The 16,475-nt window shown below is 41.1% G+C and carries 14 protein-coding genes and 1 pseudogene; 7 read left to right on the top strand and 8 right to left on the bottom strand.

Annotated elements, in window-relative coordinates:
• Positions 1 to 341 precede the first annotated feature (341 nt).
• Entirely contained in the window at positions 342 to 1,187 is an 846-nt protein-coding gene (gene pyrF, locus J7R07_RS07570; protein WP_208436264.1) for an orotidine-5'-phosphate decarboxylase, read from the top strand.
• 166 nt (positions 1,188 to 1,353) lie between these two features.
• Here pyrF and J7R07_RS08450 read toward each other — a convergent pair.
• A pseudogene (locus J7R07_RS08450) lies at positions 1,354 to 1,503 on the bottom strand (Bcr/CflA family drug resistance efflux transporter); the annotation flags it as partial.
• Between J7R07_RS08450 and J7R07_RS07565 the strand changes: the two are divergent.
• Both J7R07_RS07565 and hisS read left to right on the top strand, forming a co-directional pair.
• Positions 1,463 to 1,630 carry a hypothetical protein gene (locus J7R07_RS07565; RefSeq protein WP_208436263.1) on the top strand — a complete coding sequence of 56 codons (168 nt, stop codon included), beginning with the start codon at positions 1,463 to 1,465 and terminating at the stop codon, positions 1,628 to 1,630. The pseudogene J7R07_RS08450 and the gene J7R07_RS07565 sit on opposite strands and share 41 nt — an antisense overlap.
• 243 nt (positions 1,631 to 1,873) lie before the next feature.
• Positions 1,874 to 3,361, top strand: coding sequence for a histidine--tRNA ligase (hisS, locus tag J7R07_RS07560; RefSeq protein WP_208436262.1), 1,488 nt, complete (start codon positions 1,874 to 1,876; stop codon positions 3,359 to 3,361).
• A gap of 407 nt (positions 3,362 to 3,768) precedes the next feature.
• On the opposite strand, the gene J7R07_RS07555 is transcribed toward hisS, so the two are convergent.
• Positions 3,769 to 4,293, bottom strand: a complete 525-nt coding sequence (locus J7R07_RS07555; RefSeq protein ID WP_208436261.1) for a peroxiredoxin — start codon at positions 4,291 to 4,293, stop codon at positions 3,769 to 3,771.
• A gap of 201 nt (positions 4,294 to 4,494) precedes the next feature.
• Between J7R07_RS07555 and J7R07_RS07550 the strand changes: the two genes are divergently transcribed.
• Positions 4,495 to 6,123 (top strand): alpha-D-glucose phosphate-specific phosphoglucomutase, encoded by a 1,629-nt coding sequence (locus J7R07_RS07550; protein WP_208436260.1) that lies wholly within the window; start codon positions 4,495 to 4,497, stop codon positions 6,121 to 6,123.
• Between the two features lie 351 nt (positions 6,124 to 6,474).
• On the opposite strand, the gene fumC is transcribed toward J7R07_RS07550, so the two are convergent.
• Complete coding sequence (gene fumC, locus J7R07_RS07545; protein WP_208436259.1) at positions 6,475 to 7,863, bottom strand: class II fumarate hydratase; 1,389 nt, start codon at positions 7,861 to 7,863, stop codon at positions 6,475 to 6,477.
• Between the two features lie 226 nt (positions 7,864 to 8,089).
• Between fumC and groES the strand changes: the two genes are divergently transcribed.
• The 3 genes from groES to J7R07_RS07530 all read left to right on the top strand — a co-directional run bounded on the left by groES (position 8,090) and on the right by J7R07_RS07530 (position 10,727).
• The gene (gene groES / locus J7R07_RS07540) at positions 8,090 to 8,386 is read left to right on the top strand and encodes a co-chaperone GroES (protein WP_208436258.1); all 297 of its coding nucleotides are present in this window, start codon (positions 8,090 to 8,092) and stop codon (positions 8,384 to 8,386) included.
• Positions 8,387 to 8,443: 57 nt separating this feature from the next.
• Positions 8,444 to 10,087: a chaperonin GroEL gene (gene groL, locus J7R07_RS07535; protein WP_208436257.1), complete on the top strand. Its 1,644-nt coding sequence runs from the start codon at positions 8,444 to 8,446 to the stop codon at positions 10,085 to 10,087.
• Positions 10,088 to 10,391: 304 nt separating this feature from the next.
• Positions 10,392 to 10,727 (top strand): zinc ribbon domain-containing protein YjdM, encoded by a 336-nt coding sequence (locus tag J7R07_RS07530; RefSeq protein WP_208436256.1) that lies wholly within the window; start codon positions 10,392 to 10,394, stop codon positions 10,725 to 10,727.
• 280 nt (positions 10,728 to 11,007) lie between these two features.
• Here the strand turns inward: J7R07_RS07530 and J7R07_RS07525 are convergent, their stop codons facing one another.
• The 5 genes from J7R07_RS07525 to murJ all read right to left on the bottom strand — a co-directional run bounded on the left by J7R07_RS07525 (position 11,008) and on the right by murJ (position 16,110).
• A complete protein-coding gene (locus J7R07_RS07525; RefSeq protein WP_208436255.1) occupies positions 11,008 to 11,586 on the bottom strand; it encodes a NifU family protein in 579 nt (192 codons plus the stop codon).
• Positions 11,587 to 11,644: 58 nt separating this feature from the next.
• A complete protein-coding gene (locus J7R07_RS07520; protein ID WP_208436254.1) occupies positions 11,645 to 12,136 on the bottom strand; it encodes a universal stress protein in 492 nt (163 codons plus the stop codon).
• A gap of 405 nt (positions 12,137 to 12,541) precedes the next feature.
• Positions 12,542 to 13,333 (bottom strand): hypothetical protein, encoded by a 792-nt coding sequence (locus J7R07_RS07515; protein ID WP_246464875.1) that lies wholly within the window; start codon positions 13,331 to 13,333, stop codon positions 12,542 to 12,544.
• A gap of 56 nt (positions 13,334 to 13,389) precedes the next feature.
• Positions 13,390 to 14,460: a tryptophan--tRNA ligase gene (trpS, locus tag J7R07_RS07510; protein WP_208436253.1), complete on the bottom strand. Its 1,071-nt coding sequence runs from the start codon at positions 14,458 to 14,460 to the stop codon at positions 13,390 to 13,392.
• A 78-nt stretch (positions 14,461 to 14,538) separates the two neighbouring features.
• On the bottom strand, positions 14,539 to 16,110 hold the full coding sequence (gene murJ, locus J7R07_RS07505) for a murein biosynthesis integral membrane protein MurJ (protein ID WP_208436252.1): 1,572 nt from the start codon (positions 16,108 to 16,110) through the stop codon (positions 14,539 to 14,541).
• Between the last annotated feature and the right edge of the window lie 365 nt (positions 16,111 to 16,475).

The following is a 16,475-nucleotide window of genomic DNA, read 5'->3' as shown; positions in this document are numbered from 1 at the left end:
GATAATCAGCTGATGAGGAGCATACCAGAAAAATAAAAAAGCAGCTTGTGAGGAAAAATGAGTCTAACAAAAGGTCATGGAAAAAGTGAAGGGTAGGAAAAATTAATTCTGAGCAAAAAAAAGAAGTGTGCAGAAAAGATATTTGTACCACGAGGATGTTTTGTAAAATGGATATGGCATGCTTGTTTTGTAAAAGAATACGTAATGCTTGTGCCATTCTTGCCGTCTCATGAAATTTGAAAATATTTTCCTTTTTCATGAAAACCATGTTACCGGTCCTTTTAAAGGTAGTGCTTTTTCTGTATCGAAAAGTTTAAAAAGAGGCCGTGTGGGAGTGTGGAATGTTTTGTTCAACTTTTTTTAAAAATCGTGAAATCTATGGACCACTTTGTATTGGTTTTGACCCTAGTCATAAAGTTTTGCGATCATGGAATTTGAGCTGTGATTATAAAGGTCTCAAAGCGTTTTGTGATATTCTCTTAACAGCGGTTGTAGGAAATGTGGGGATTATAAAGCCGCAAGTCGCATTTTTTGAATTGTATGGTGCGGAGGGGCTCCAGGTTCTTAAAGAACTCATTGAAGATGCACACAAACAAGGTGTCTTGGTGATCGCTGATGCCAAGAGGGGCGATATTGGCTCTACAGTTGAAGCCTATGGTCAGGCTTGGCTTGGGTCAAGCAGTGCGTTTAAAGCAAATGCCATAACCGTGAATGCTTTTCTTGGCTTTGATGCCCTCATGCCTCTGATAAAGATTGCAGAAGAAACGGGAACAGCAGCTTTTGTGGTTGTTCAATCCTCTAATCCAGAGGGGAAACCCATTCACAATGCCCGTATTGGTGATCAAACACTCTCGGTTCATTTAGCGCAGCGTATTTGTGACTATAATAGCCAATCGTTGGCAAAAGACCATTCTGTCGGTCCCATTGGTGCGGTTGTTGGAGCAACATTGGGCAGTGAAGCAAAAGACACAATCGAGCAGTTAAAAAACAGCCTATTTCTTGTTCCTGGTATTGGTGCTCAAGGAGGAACAATACCACGGCTGATCAGCCAGTTTCCACAAAAGGTGTGGCAGAATATTATTCCTTCTCTTTCAAGGTCAATTACAGATTCTGGTCCTAAGAGTGCTGATCTAAGAACCCTCATCAATCACTTTGCACAGCAAGCGAAAAGCACTCTGATGTCTTGAGGATTTTTAAAGATGCGATAAACTGAGGATGCTCTTATAAAATAAAGGTGCTGATGTCTAGGGGGCTTACGCTTAATCAAGATCAACAATTGTCTCTTAATGCTTCTCAAAAAAGATGTGTCAATCTCTTATGTGCTGTTGGGTAGATATAAATGTGCAAGCGGTTTTATCGCACTCCGTCCATTTCCGAACGCATATAATCATATGCTTTACGGATATAAATTATAAAGCCCAGCAAGCAGCACACAGCCAATAAAGCTGCCATAATCTGTGGATTGTGCCCAGATACTCTTCCAATAACCGCAGCACTCATTGCAGGGAAAGGCTGGATGGAGATGGATGCAGAGCTTATGGGAAATGTGCTTAAAAAACGTACTAAGAAAAAAGCTCTCTATGAAGGGGGAGGGTGTGTTTGGAGGCGTCTATTATTGCTTCATCAATAAATGAAAAAATATAGAGATGGCACTTATATACTTATATTCGGATGTTGAGACTAGAAGTGTTTTGAAAGCAGAGACTTTTTAAGGGGTGGGGGCATTTTTCCTTTAGCAAGCAAGAGTTGTGTATGGTGTGTTGGTGTAGGGTATGAGAGCACGCTCTTAAGGTGATAAAGTCATTGCAGCATTTATTTCTATAAGATAAGACAGCAGGTTATTCGTGAACACAAATTGTTGTTAGGGAATCATATGCCATCATCACCGGAAAAAACCAAAGCTCGTTTACCCCGTGGTTTTGTTGATCGTACAAGTGCGCAATTGTATGCAACTGAGACCATGATTGCTCAGATTCGTGAAGTTTATGAACTTTACGGTTTTGAAGCACTTGAAACACCGATTTTTGAATATACCGATGTGTTGGGCAAGTTTTTACCCGATTCAGATCGTCCTAATGCGGGGGTTTTTTCACTCCAAGATGATGAGGAGCAGTGGATGTCTTTGCGCTATGATCTGACAGCGCCTCTTGCGCGTTATTTTGCAGAGAATTTTGAAACTTTGCCAAAACCTTATCGCAGTTATCGTCTTGGCTTTGTTTTCCGCAATGAAAAACCAGGACCAGGGCGATTTCGACAATTTATGCAGTTTGATGCTGATATTGTTGGAACACCAACTGTTGCTGCAGATGCCGAAATTTGCATGATGGCAGCCGATAGTTTGGAAAAATTAGGCATTGAGCACCATGACTATGTTATTCGTCTGAATAACCGAAAAATTCTGGAAAGTGTTTTAGAGTTGATTGGTTTGGGTGGAAATGCATACGCTGAAGAACGCTTAACCGTTCTTAGAGCAATTGATAAACTTGATAAATTTGGTCCTGAAGGTGTGCGGTTGCTCTTGGGTGAGGGGCGTTTGGATGAAAGTGGTGATTTTACAAAAGGAGCAGAGCTTAAGGACAAAGAGATTGAACGTATTCTTTCTTTGCTGACGATAGAGGCTCAGACAGCAGAAGAGATGCTTGATGCTCTTAGAAAGGTCGTTGACCAGAGTGCTCAAGGGCTTGAAGGTATTCGTGAACTTGAGGAAATGCAGGCAATCTTTGCTGCAAATGGCACTCAGAACCGCATCAAAATTGATCCCTCGGTAGTAAGGGGATTGGAATATTATACGGGGCCTGTTTTTGAGGCGGCATTGCTTTTTGATGTTTTCAATGATGAGGGACAAAAAATTGTTTTTGGCTCTGTTGGTGGGGGTGGGCGCTATGATGGGTTGGTGGCACGCTTTCGTGGTGAAAATATTCCCGCAACGGGTTTTTCCATTGGTGTCTCACGCTTGATCGCTGCCTTACAAAACCTTGGAAAATTGCCTGTGAAAGAAAAGACTGGGCCTGTGGTGGTGTTGATGATGGATAAAGAACCAGAAATTGTTGCTCGCTATCAAAGAATGGTGATGCAGTTGCGCAGTGCTGGGATTCGGGCGGAACTTTATTTGGGGAAAGCGGGGATGAAGGCACAGATGAAATATGCAGATCGTCGCCAGGCACCTTGTGTCGTGATTCAAGGCTCACAGGAACGCGAGAGCGGAAAAATACAGATCAAAGATTTAGTTGAAGGGGCGCGTTTATCTCATGAAATTAAAGATAATCAAACATGGCGTGAAAGTCGGCCAGCGCAAGTAACGGTGGATGAAGAACAATTGGTTAAAACGGTACAAGATATTTTGGCAGCCCAAAGGGCATAAAAGTTTTTGTCTTTCCATGAAAGTTTTATACCCTTAGAGTAAAGGATCTCAAGATACTCAAATCCCGAGGCATTCAAGAAGGCAAAGGCAATTGATTCTCAAACTCCGCATCAAAATTGATCTGTTGGAGAGCGTAGATGGGAGGAATTTACGGGATCTGTTTTCGAGAACATATCGCTTCATTGCTTTTCTAATGAAAATGGACAAAAAGCTTTCTGTGGAGGACGTTGGTGAGGCGGGGAAGAAAACGGGTCGACACTACGCATTTATGGTGTAGGCATGCACACATGTTGGCAACAGATTTTTTAAAATGCAAAATTCACAAAAAACACGTGGCACAAATCCCTCCGTAAAGAAATTTGTGCCATGAAGTTTGTGTTGTATGAACATATAAATTGGGCTTTAAATTAACCTTTCAAGACTTTTAGAACATTTTGTGGTGAAGAAACTTCATAAGGGTCTGTTGTACAATTGTCTGAAAACCCTTTTTCTTCGAACCATTGTTCAATAATACCATCATTAATAACAGCAGCATAACGCCATGAGCGCATTCCAAAACCGATATTGTCTTTGGCAACCAGCATACCCATTTTGCGGGTGAATTCACCCGAGCCATCAGGAATTAATTTTACATTTTTGATACCGTGCTCTTTGCCCCAAGCATTCATGACAAAAGCATCATTGACGGAAAGGCAATAAATTTCATCAATGCCAACCTTTTTAAATTCATCGTAGAGCTTTTCAAAATCAGGGAGTTGAAAAGTTGAGCAAGTAGGGGTAAAAGCTCCAGGAAGAGAAAAGAGAATAACACGTTTTCCTTTAAAATATGCATCGCTTTTGATCTCTTGCCATCGATAAGGATTATCCCCACCCATTGATTCATCCCGTACACGTGTATGGAAGGTGGCGTTTGGAACTGTTTTTCTCATCATAGTCATGCTCCTGTCTTTTTTATGAAAATTGTTTTTTAAAACAGTTTTTGTCTTTAAAGGCACTTTTAAAAGGGTGTCTTAAGAAGTTTTCTTCCTTCATTAACTGTGCAAGTATTTCATTGTTCCGTCAAGTAGAATTAATGGTCGACTTTGGCTGATATTCACCTTAAAATTCAAAGAGAATACTATAGAGGCGTTTTGATGATGATAACGACAGTTTTGACCACGGCTTTTGATGATCAAAAACCGGGAACGTCTGGTTTGCGCAAAAAAGTATCGGTTTTTCAACAGCCTCATTATGTTGAAAATTTTATACAGTCTGTTTTTAACAGCATTGGCTCTGTTGAGGGAAAATTGCTGATTCTTGGAGGTGATGGACGTTATTTCAACCGCACTCTTTTGCAAACTGTCTTGAAAATGGCAGCGGCCCATGGTGTTGGTTGTGTAAAGGTGGGAAGAAGAGGTATTCTTTCTACACCGGCTGTCTCGCATCTTATTCGCAAATATCATGCCCATGGTGGTGTTATTCTTTCGGCAAGCCACAATCCTGGTGGTTCAAATGGGGATTGTGGCATTAAATACAATATTGCCAATGGTGGGCCTGCTCCCGATTCCCTGTGTGAAGCCATTTTTGCAGCATCACAGAAACTTTCTTTTTATAAAATTTTTGAAGCTCCAGATGTTGATTTAGAGAGAGAAGGCACAAGCTTTATAGGGGACATGCAGGTTGATATCATTGATCCTGTCGCAGATTATGTTGCTTTGATGCAGGAGATTTTTGACTTTGAGTGCATTGCTAAAGCCGTTGCAGAAGGGCTGACTTTGCGTTTTGATGCAATGCATGCGGTAACAGGCCCTTATGCACGGGAAATTTTTGAAAAATGTTTAGGGTTCCCTGAAGGAACGGTGATCAATGCTATTCCCTTAGAAGATTTTGGTGGGGGGCATCCAGACCCTAATTTGCTTTATGCCAAGACTCTTTACGATTTTATGATGTCTGATCAGGGGCCTGATCTTGGGGCAGCTTCTGATGGGGATGGGGATCGTAATCTGCTTATTGGTCGGGGACAGTTTGTGACGCCTTCTGATTCTTTGGCTCTTATGGCAGAGCATGCACATCTCATTAAAGGGTATCGCCAAGGCATTGTGGGGATTGCTCGTTCTATGCCAACGGCGCGTGCTGTTGATCTGGTTGCTGAGAAAAAAAGATTGAATTGTTTTGAAACACCAACGGGGTGGAAGTTTTTTGGCTCGCTTTTAGATGCGGGAAAAGTGACCTTTTGTGGTGAAGAAAGCTTTGGAACGGGCTCTTGCCATATCCGCGAAAAGGATGGTTTATGGGCTGTGTTGTTTTGGTTAAATCTTTTAGCGGTGACAGGGAAGACTGTCGCACAAATTGTCCAACACCATTGGTGCAGATATGGACGTTTTTACTCTTTACGTTATGATTATGAAGAAGTAGATGCATCAAAAGCCTCTGCTCTCATAGAGCAGTTGCGTGCCCATTTACCCCGAGCGGGAACAGAGATTGCTGGACTCTGCGTCGAAAAAGCAGACGACTTTACCTATCATGATCCCGTTGATCAGAGTATAAGCAGCAGGCAAGGTATCCGTGTTTTTTTCGAGAATGGAGCACGGCTTGTGGTGCGTTTATCGGGAACAGGAACTGTGGGTGCGACTTTACGGCTTTATTTCGAGCAGTATGAAGGTGATCCACAAAAACAGCATCAAACACCACAAAAAGTTCTCCAACCTTTGCAACAGGCAGCACTGGAACTGTTGAACATACAGCAATATTTAGGTCGCAGGTGCCCCGATATTATCACATGAGAACGTTGTTTGGTATTGTCTTTGGGGAGAAGAGACTTCTTTTTTCTGTTGCCTGGGGGTGCTTTTTTATCATGATGCAGAAGTCTCTCTTGTTTTTCTAGAAAGTTTTGTATCAAGAAGGCCTGTATTCTACTGTCCCTTTGGGAAGGCACTTTTTGGGAGTAAGAGGAAAGTTATCTGCGCAGATATGCGCAAAATTCAGAAGCTTTTTCATCTTTGCGAAAGATGGCATTGAACGAACCTTTGCAAGAGATGGATAAAAATTTTAAAGCTACAAGGATAATCGGACCGCGAACGGTCCGATATTTTTACAAAAAAGTTTGTCTTGAAAACAAATCTCTATCCTCTTGTTTATTGCGGGTGGATCATCTTTTTGGGATCAACCAGTCGGTCATAATCTTTTCCAGAAACACCTGCTTTGAGTGCTTCGACACGCAAAGTTGTATCATTTTTATGTGCTGCTTTGGCAATTTCAGCCGCTTTTTCATAGCCAATTTCTGGGGCAAGCGCTGTTACCAGCATGAGAGAGCGTTCCATGAGAGAGTGAATATGGACTCGATTAGCACGCAGTCCTTGGACGCAATGAAGATCAAAAGAGCGCATGCAATCCCCAAGAAGGGTAATAGATTGCAGAACATTATAACCAATGACAGGTTTATAAACATTGAGTTCAAAATGCCCCTGGCTTGCGGCAAAGGTTACACTGGTATGGTTGCCAAAGACTTGGGTTGCAACCATCGTCATGGCTTCACATTGTGTAGGGTTGACCTTACCTGGCATGATAGAAGAGCCTGGTTCATTTTCGGGCAAGCTTAGTTCGCCTAATCCTGAGCGCGGGCCAGAGCCTAAAAAGCGGATGTCGTTGGCAATCTTAAACAGATCAGCAGCCAAGGCGTTTAGGCTTCCATGGAAATGTGCAAGAGCACCATGATGGGCAAGCGCCTCAAATTTATTGCTGGCGGTCTTAAAGGGTAGCCCTGTGAGTGTGCTGATTGTTTGCGCAAAGGCAACATCAAAACCTTGCGGTGCATTGAGCCCGGTTCCAACGGCTGTTCCCCCTTGGGCAAGGGTCTGGACATCGATAAGAGCTGCTTCAATGCGTTGAAGATTGGCTTCCAGTGCAGCGCGATAACCTGAAAATTCTTGTGCCAAAGTTAAGGGTGTTGCATCTTGGGTATGGGTTCGCCCGATTTTAATGATGTCAGCAAATTCTTCTTCTTTTGTTCTTAAAGTGGTAATAAGGGCTTCAAGAATGGGAAATAAGTGTTGGCGTGTTTGCAGGGTGGTGGCAATGTGAAGCGCTGTGGGAAAAGAATCATTTGATGATTGGCTCATGTTGACATGATCATTGGGATGAACAGGTGTTTTACTGCCTAGTTTTCCTCCCAAAAGCATGCAAGCATGGTTGGCTATCACTTCATTGACATTCATATTGCTTTGCGTGCCAGAACCTGTTTGCCAAACAGAAAGGGGAAAGTGTGTATCAAATGTGCCAGAAAGCACTTCGTCAGCAGCAGTAATGATTGCTTTGCCGATGTTTTGCGGAAGCTTCCCTTTTTCCATATTTACAATAGCTGCGGCTTTTTTGATAAGGCTTAAGGCATAAATGATGGTGAGAGGTTGTTTTTCACTGCCAATATTAAAATTATGCAGTGAGCGTTCGGTTTGTGCGCCCCAATAACGGTCTTGACGTACCGAAATCGTCCCAAAGCTATCCGTTTCCTGACGTGTTTCAACCATAATAAGATCCTTTTATGTTCACGGGTTAATGAAGAAGCTAGATAATGCAAAATAGGAAAAGGAGGCAAGACGTCAAAGTCTTTTAAGATAAATTATTTTTATGAAGAATCCTTGACATTGAGGAGGGGTGATTTTATATCTTAAGTAGTGCTAGCACTCACACTTTGAGAGTGCTAGCAAGAACTTAAGATTAATTGAATTGTGTTAAATTTTAAGGATCTAAAACATGGCTAATATAAAATTCCGCCCACTTCACGATCGTGTCGTTGTCCGTCGGGTTGAATCTGAAAATAAAACGGCTGGTGGGATTATCATCCCTGATACAGCAAAGGAAAAGCCTCAAGAAGGTGAAGTTATTGCTATTGGTAATGGTGCGCTCGATGATAACGGAAAGCGTGTGCCTTTAGAAGTGAAAACAGGAGACCGTATCCTCTTTGGAAAATGGTCTGGAACCGAAGTGAAGATTAATGGGGAAGACCTCTTAATCATGAAGGAATCTGACATTATGGGAATTTTGGGCTAATTGAAAGCCTCTCAATTCTTTCATTTTTACTATTTGAAAACTCCAAGGAGAAAATAAATGGCTGCTAAAGAAGTCAAATTTGGCCGTGAAGCGCGGGAGCGTTTGTTGCGCGGTGTTGATATCCTTGCTAACGCTGTGAAAGTAACACTGGGCCCTAAAGGTCGCAATGTGGTGATCGATAAATCATTTGGTGCACCGCGCATCACAAAAGATGGCGTATCCGTTGCAAAGGAAATTGAACTAGAAGATAAGTTCGAAAATATGGGTGCGCAAATGTTGCGTGAAGTTGCTTCTAAAACCAATGATGTTGCTGGTGATGGAACAACAACGGCAACTGTTTTGGGACAAGCTATTGTCCAAGAAGGTGTAAAAGCCGTGGCTGCGGGCATGAGCCCAATGGGCGTCAAGCGCGGGATCGATGCTGCTGTTGATGAAGTGGTGGCAAATCTCTTCAAAAAGGCCAAGAAAATCCAAACTTCAGCAGAGATTGCACAAGTGGGAACAATTTCCGCAAATGGTGCTGCTGAAATCGGAAAAATGATCGCTGATGCTATGGAAAAAGTCGGCAATGAAGGCGTCATTACCGTGGAAGAAGCAAAAACTGCTGAAACGGAATTGGAAGTCGTTGAAGGAATGCAGTTTGATCGTGGATATCTTTCCCCTTACTTTGTCACCAATGCTGAGAAAATGGTGGCTGATCTCGATGATCCTTACATTCTTATTCACGAAAAGAAATTGTCTAATCTGCAATCCCTGCTGCCCGTACTTGAAGCTGTTGTGCAATCTGGTAAACCACTTCTCATTATCGCGGAAGATGTGGAAGGGGAAGCTTTGGCTACACTCGTTGTTAACAAGTTGCGCGGTGGTTTGAAAATTGCTGCTGTGAAGGCACCAGGATTTGGTGATCGCCGTAAAGCAATGCTTGAGGATATTGCAATCTTGACATCGGGTCAGGTGATTTCCGAAGATGTGGGCATTAAACTGGAAAATGTCACTTTGAATATGCTTGGACGGGCAAAGAAAGTGAATATTTCGAAAGAAAATACTACGATTATTGATGGTGCTGGACAAAAGAACGAAATTAGTGCACGCGTCAGCCAAATCAAGGCTCAGATTGAAGAAACAACTTCCGATTATGACCGTGAAAAATTGCAAGAAAGACTTGCTAAACTTGCTGGTGGTGTTGCCGTTATCCGTGTTGGTGGTGCGACCGAAGTTGAAGTGAAAGAAAAGAAAGACCGCGTTGATGATGCCTTAAATGCAACACGTGCTGCTGTGGAAGAAGGCATTGTTGCTGGTGGTGGTACTGCGTTGTTGCGTGCGGCGAGTGCTTTGACCGTTAAGGGAAGCGATCCTGACGAAGAAGCCGGTATTAATATTGTTCGTCGTGCTCTTCAGGCACCAGCACGTCAAATTGCGACCAATGCCGGTGAAGAAGCAGCAATCATCGTTGGAAAGGTATTGGAAAATAATGCAGACACATTTGGTTACAACACTGCAACCGGTCAGTTTGGTGATTTGATTGCTTTGGGAATTGTTGACCCTGTGAAGGTTGTGCGTTCTGCTCTGCAGAATGCTGCTTCCATTGCGAGCCTTCTGATCACAACGGAAGCAATGGTTGCTGAAACTCCGAAGAAAGATACCACAATGCCTCCAATGCCTGCTGGTGGAATGGGTGGAATGGGCGGAATGGATTTCTAAAGCTCTTCCATAAAGATAAAAGGAAACGGGCCTATCGGGCCCGTTTTTTTATGTGTTTTTCTGTTTGATAACTGCTTTATAATCACGGTGTTAAAGCATATAGTAAAATTGAGTGCAGCGTTTGCCTGTGCAGCCTATGAAACATCGCTCTTGAGAGCGGTGAGAGAAAGTGGTAGCCTCTCACGGGGAGAGGAGATAAGTTAAAAAAACAACTCTGTTTTTCATGCAACAATGGACAATGAGGATCTCTTGCTCTATGAAAACTTAAAGAAATGGCTTTTCTTGAACACAAAAGAGAGAATGTATGAACCAATATCCTCAATGCCCTCACTGTGGTGGCCTTTATACATACGAAGAGGGGGGAAATTTCGTCTGTCCTGAATGCGCACATGTGTGGCCACAAAAGAGTGAAGAGCTTATTTCTGATGATATCGTTTATGATGCCAATGGTCAGATTTTGACAAATGGAGATAGTGTTATGGTGGTGAAAAATCTGAAAATAAAAGGTGCCGCATCCGTTCTCAAAAGTGGTACGAAGGTGAAAAATATTCGCCTCGTGGATGGAGATCATAATATTGACTGTAAGATCCCTGGGATTGGTCAAATTGGTCTAAAGTCAGAGTTTGTTAAGAAAATTTAAGTTGCTCTACAGTGTATAAAGCAGTTTTTGTTTTTTCAAACGCATTTGCCGAGCCGGTGGTACTTTTTCAGGGCGGAGGGGGTTTTTTAAAATTCTCTTAAAAAATCTGCCTTGGTGGTGGATGTTGAGGTGATCTGATATATTGGTCTCATGTAGCTTGTAGGGCATTCTCTTTGCAGAAATGTTTTTGCACCTGTGGCATGTCTTTTTTCCGTGTATGTTGGAGAGAGGCGCGTAAAGTGTGTTGGTGTTTTGGAAGATATCGCTTTTATTGTTTTATTTATTGCGGCATGGCTTCAACACCTAAAACTTCTGGAATAAAATGGCGTAAAAGATTCTCAATACCGTGTTTGAGCGTTGCGGTTGAAGAGGGGCATCCAGCACAAGCGCCCCGCATATTGAGATAAACAATACCGTTTTCAAAGCCACGAAAAGTAATATCTCCTCCATCATTGGCAACAGCTGGACGAATACGTGTTTCAAGAAGCTCCTTAATTGTTAAAACGATATCAGCGTCTTTTTCATCATAAAATTCTTCGTTAAGGGCGTGGGTTTGCGCGCGAGTTGTGGCGTTGGTGGTGATAACCGGATCACCGGAGAGAAAATGTTCCATAATCGTGCCTAGAATGACAGGTTTAAGATGTTGCCATTCCCCTTCTTTTTTGCTCACGGTGATGAAATCATAGCCCAAAAAAACACCATTAACGTTTGGAATATTAAACAGTTTCGCAGCTAAAGGTGAATTTTTAGCAGCTTCTTCACCATCACGAAATTCTAACACGCCCTCGGAAAGAACCACACGGCCTGGCAAAAATTTAAGTGTTGCAGGGTTTGGTGTGGCTTCAGTTTGAATAAACATAGAGACTCCTTTTGTTTTCAAGGATAGGTGAGGTCATTGTATTGTATTCTAAGATTGTTTAAGCAATCGATTTAATATCCTCATCAGCAATATTGCTCGGAATGACGGTGACAGGAATGGAAAAAGCTGCGCCTCGATTACCAATTAATTGAATAAGTGGTCCTGGTCCATCGGCATGTTCACTCGCCGCTAAAACAATGAGAGCAATCTCTTTATCTTCGTCAATCAGTTTGGAAATTTCATCAATTGTTTTACCTTCACGTATAATAATTTGTGTTTTGAGGGCATGGGTGGTGCGTACCTCATTTGCAATTTTACGCAATACTTTATGAGCAGTTTGCGTTGATTCCGTTCGCATGATGTCGTTTACACCCAAAAAATGTTGAAATTCTATGCTATCAACAACACAGAGTAATACCAATGTCCTATTGGTATTTTTAGCATGCTGTGCGGCAAAAGCAACAGCACGCCGACATTCTGGTGTTTCATCAATAATCACTAAAATTTTCCGCTTGTAATCTGTTTTTGGAGTTTTTCGCTTAGAGACCATGGTTTTTCTCTATTTTTGGTGAAAATATTTCAAATCAATTTTGTTAAAATATCTCAAGAAAAGTGCTTTTTATAGCGTTACAATAAAATTTCTCAGATACCGCAATTTTGGAGAAAAAATTGAATGAGAAAATCTTTCAAAGAAAGTATTATGAAAGCATATTATAGCTTGAATCTTCATATCTTTTAAATTCATACGGCTGATATAATTGTATAATACCATCATCTTTTCCAGAAAATTCGTAATCTTCTCATTTTTCTTCATTTATATCTTTAGTTTATACTTCCTTTTCTAATTCCATATGTCGTTTAAACTGTGATATTTCAAGTGTCGATTATCTTTTACTTTTATCCTCTGCTTTAAACACAAGCATTACTTCAGATGCGCTAAATGTCATTAATTGCTCTACACAAAAAAGTTTTCTAAAAATAGAGTGCTTACATTAAGATTGCTGCTCACCTTTCTTTTCGTATCATATAGAGAAATTGCTTTAGAGCTTAATGCTAACCCAATGACATCTTCGTTTTCTTCACCAAAGCTCCTAAATTTCAGTGGTTCAACATCTAATCCGGCAGAATGTGAATTATTAGATACCTGTGCGTTGGCTACAAATATAAAAATGAGATCTCTTTTTGGACAAGTTGTCGCTAAATAACCAGCATTATACAGATGACTTTTAAATAGTAACAACTCAACAGCGCATTTAAGCGTACCGATGGCACATCGATAATCATTCTCACTTAAACTGATGTTTCTTATATCAGGTATAGAGATAATCTGTGTAGGTTGTAACGGTGTATTTTCATTGTTAATCGCTGCATGAATTAACTTTTTTGCAAGATTATAAATATTATCGTTATCATAATCAACACCTTGAGATACTCTATCATTTAAAAGCTGTTGCAATCCATATTCATTTTTAAATGCAGATTCAATCGTGTCAAAGCTTTTAAGAACTTTAGATTTGTCTTCGTAATTGATATAGAATGCTTCTGAACTATTTTCCTTGTTCGGTCTAATACTTGCACCACTCTTTTGTTTTATAAATACTGGAAGCGGATTATGAACATTTTTCTCAGCAAACACTGTTAATTCAATATAAAAATTATACGCTGCTTCTGGAACTGGCCGTATATAACGCATACCATCCTTAGAAAAATAAGTGTTTATGCGTCGTCCATTTGTATATAAGGGCATTGTGTGTGTCCTATAAGAAGTATTCTCGCGTCCTTTTTGCCATTCGCTTTATTGTTTCATGTTTCATGCAAAAATCCAACAATTTCACGGATTTTTTTCATATTGTTTTCTGCTAATGCACTGGCACGCTGTGCGCCATCATGCAAAACAGAGTCAATATAAGCATTTTCTTGATGCAATCGACGAAGTTCCTCTGTTATGGGGGCAAGCTTATGGACAACAAGGTCCGCTAAGGCCGTTTTAAACAGCGAAAATTGTTGCCCTGAAAACTCTGAAAGCGCTTTTTCTTTGCTCACCTGTGCAAAGGCGGCGTAAATACCAAGAAGATTGTCGATCTCTGGTCGTTCTTCGAGACTGGTCAGTGTGTCAGGAAGAGGGGCGGAGTCCGTTTTCGCTTTGCGTATTTTTTTAGCAATAAGATCAGCATCATCGGTCAAATTAATGCGTGAGAAATCTGACACATCCGATTTTGACATCTTTTTTGTACCATCGCGTAACGACATAATGCGCATGGCCGTCTCGCCTATCAGTGCTTCTGGCATTGGGAAAAAGCCTTGTCTCTTTTCTTCACCCATTTGCATTGAAACACCAAAATTTAGTTCTGCAATGCGGTCAGCATAATCGTTATTGAATTTTTGCGCAATATCGCGTGTGAGTTCAACATGCTGTTTTTGATCTTCACCCACTGGAACATGCGTGGCACGATAGAGTAAAATATCGGCAGCCATCAGACTTGGATAAGCAAAAAGCCCAAGGGATGCTTTTTCACGATCTTTTCCTGCTTTATCTTTAAACTGGGTCATGCGTTGGAGCCAACCAATACGGACGATACAATTGAAAATCCATGCAAGTTCAGCATGTTGAAAAACACGAGATTGGTTGAAAATAATGTGTTGTTGAGGATCAATACCTGCTGCTAAAAAAGCTGCTGTGACTGCTCTTGTCGAGTCCATTAAGGTAAGAGGGTCGGGGTTTACTGTGAGTGCATGCATGTCAACAACGCAATACAGACAGTGATAAGATTTTTGCAATTCAACCCAATGTTTGATGGCGCCAAGATAATTGCCAAGATGTAAGTTACCACTCGGTTGTACGCCGGAAAAAACAAGCGGTGTAAAGGTATCCATAGGAAAATTCTTTCTTAAGTATAAGTTATTTGTTTTGTCTTTTGTGACAAAGCGTTTTTCTGAAAGCAAGATAAAATATTAGAGGTGCTTTTTGAAGTTTTTAAGAGTACGGAAGAAAGAACGCGTATCAAGTAAAAAATAGGCGCTGAAATATATAAGAAATAAGGCAAGTATTATTCCGCTCAAGGTAAGAGCACGCAAGAAAAACGATGCTTGTGAGGATAAGGGAAAAGACAAAAAACCAAGCACATTAAGCAGATAATGAAGGGCTATCGCACTCAAAACAGTCACGATTATCAGACATAGAATGCGTTTTATTAGTTGTGTATCATATTTCCAATAATCGCGTTTGATGAGGATACCACAAAGCAAAAGAGTATTAACCCATCCAGAGGTAATTTCTGCAATGACAATACCTCGTGTTGATAAAGTTGGAAATAATGTTAAAGCAAGACTGATATTAATGAAAACACAAATGCTTGTTAAAATCATCGGTGTTTTTGTATCTTCATGGGCAAAGAAATTAGGAATAAAGATTTTAATTAATACAAAAGCAGGAAGTCCTAGCCCATAAAGTTCCAGTAATTGTGCAACATGGCGGGTTGATTCACTGGTGAATTGTCCGCGCTCAAAAAGTAAACTAACAACAGGAGCGGAAAGCAGCAAAAAGACAACGGATGCCGGTAGCGTTAACAATAGAGTTAATTCAATGGAGCGGTTTTGCAAATCATATGTTTTCTTACGATTTTTGCTGCGTAGAGTTCTTGTTAATTCTGGCAAAAGAATAGTTGCAATGGCAATCGCTATCACGCCTAGTGGTAGTTGGTAAAGACGATCAGCATACATCAAAGAGGATACGGCACCCGATTGGCTGGATGCAATATTGGTATTGATGAGCAAATTGATTTGCGTAATGCCTCCCGTGATGGCGGCAGGGAAGGCTAAAGTGAGAAGCTTGCGAACATTGGCACCCAAATGGGGACGGCGGAGGAAAATTTTCATGCCACTTTGACGCAGAGCAACAGAAATTAAGGTGAGTTGGAGAATGCCTGCTGCTAAGACTCCCCAGGAAAGATTGAGGCCGATATGCCAAGCATCAAGATTATATAGCCAAGCATAGGCAAGGATGCCAATCAAAAGTATATTCAGAAAAAGAGGCGCAATAGCTGCGACAAAATAACGCCGTAAGGCATTCAACATTCCGCCCATCATTGCGGCTAAAGACATGCATGTTAAATAGGGAAACATGATTGCAGTAAAATGAATTGTCGCATTAAATTTTGTGGTATCCTCTGTAAAACCTGGTGCAATGATTGTGCGTACTAAAAAAGGCATACTTAATTCCATGGCGATGGTTAAAAGTAACAGGAGCGAAAAGAGAACGCCGAAGACCTCTTCGGCGAATTTGCATGCGGTCTCTTGACCATCTTCAGTGATTTTTTTTGCAAAAAGAGGAACGAAAGCCGCATTAAAGGCGCCTTCAGCAAAAAAACGACGAAATGTGTTGGGAAAACGGAAAGCTGCATTGAATGCGTCGGAAACAGGACCCGTTCCAAGAGCTGCCGCCATCAACATTTCGCGTACAAAGCCAAAAATACGGCTCATAAGAGTTCCAGAAGCAACAGTTGCAAACTTTTTAATCAAGGTCATAAAGATATATCAGGTTTGTCACAAGGAGAGGCTATTCATAAAATCTCTTTTAGAACATAAAAAACTGACCATTATGTTAATAAAGAACATATTTTTTAAGTGTTGTACGACTGTGTTTGTTCTGCTGTCAATAAGTGTGTATGAAAAGTTTTAAATTATACTCGTTTCTTCTACAGAATAGCTTCTATTGCTTTTATAAAACAGTATTTGTACTTATAAATTAAGTATATGGAGCAATGGAACGAAGAAAAAAGATCTTGGGAAAGCGGGTGCGTTGATAGTGTCTATGTTGACGCTCCCTTGCATTTTTTTTACGATGTTACACATAAGGTGTCTCTTTTCTTCTTTATAGCCTTTCACTGGAG

This window comes from Bartonella phoceensis (assembly GCF_902825145.1).
GTDB lineage: Bacteria > Pseudomonadota > Alphaproteobacteria > Rhizobiales > Rhizobiaceae > Bartonella > Bartonella phoceensis.
The sequence above is the reverse complement of the archived record's forward strand: the minus strand, read 5'-3'. Positions and strand labels throughout refer to the sequence as shown.

Coding starts and splice junctions, on each gene's coding strand:
- pyrF (WP_208436264.1), top strand. CDS start 342: ATGTTTTGTTCAACTTTTTTTAAAAATCGTGAAATCTATGGACCACTT.
- hisS (WP_208436262.1), top strand. CDS start 1,874: ATGCCATCATCACCGGAAAAAACCAAAGCTCGTTTACCCCGTGGTTTT.
- J7R07_RS07555 (WP_208436261.1), bottom strand. CDS start 4,293: ATGATGAGAAAAACAGTTCCAAACGCCACCTTCCATACACGTGTACGG.
- J7R07_RS07550 (WP_208436260.1), top strand. CDS start 4,495: ATGATGATAACGACAGTTTTGACCACGGCTTTTGATGATCAAAAACCG.
- fumC (WP_208436259.1), bottom strand. CDS start 7,863: ATGGTTGAAACACGTCAGGAAACGGATAGCTTTGGGACGATTTCGGTA.
- groES (WP_208436258.1), top strand. CDS start 8,090: ATGGCTAATATAAAATTCCGCCCACTTCACGATCGTGTCGTTGTCCGT.
- groL (WP_208436257.1), top strand. CDS start 8,444: ATGGCTGCTAAAGAAGTCAAATTTGGCCGTGAAGCGCGGGAGCGTTTG.
- J7R07_RS07530 (WP_208436256.1), top strand. CDS start 10,392: ATGAACCAATATCCTCAATGCCCTCACTGTGGTGGCCTTTATACATAC.
- J7R07_RS07525 (WP_208436255.1), bottom strand. CDS start 11,586: ATGTTTATTCAAACTGAAGCCACACCAAACCCTGCAACACTTAAATTT.
- J7R07_RS07520 (WP_208436254.1), bottom strand. CDS start 12,136: ATGGTCTCTAAGCGAAAAACTCCAAAAACAGATTACAAGCGGAAAATT.
- J7R07_RS07515 (WP_246464875.1), bottom strand. CDS start 13,333: ATGCCCTTATATACAAATGGACGACGCATAAACACTTATTTTTCTAAG.
- trpS (WP_208436253.1), bottom strand. CDS start 14,460: ATGGATACCTTTACACCGCTTGTTTTTTCCGGCGTACAACCGAGTGGT.
- murJ (WP_208436252.1), bottom strand. CDS start 16,110: ATGACCTTGATTAAAAAGTTTGCAACTGTTGCTTCTGGAACTCTTATG.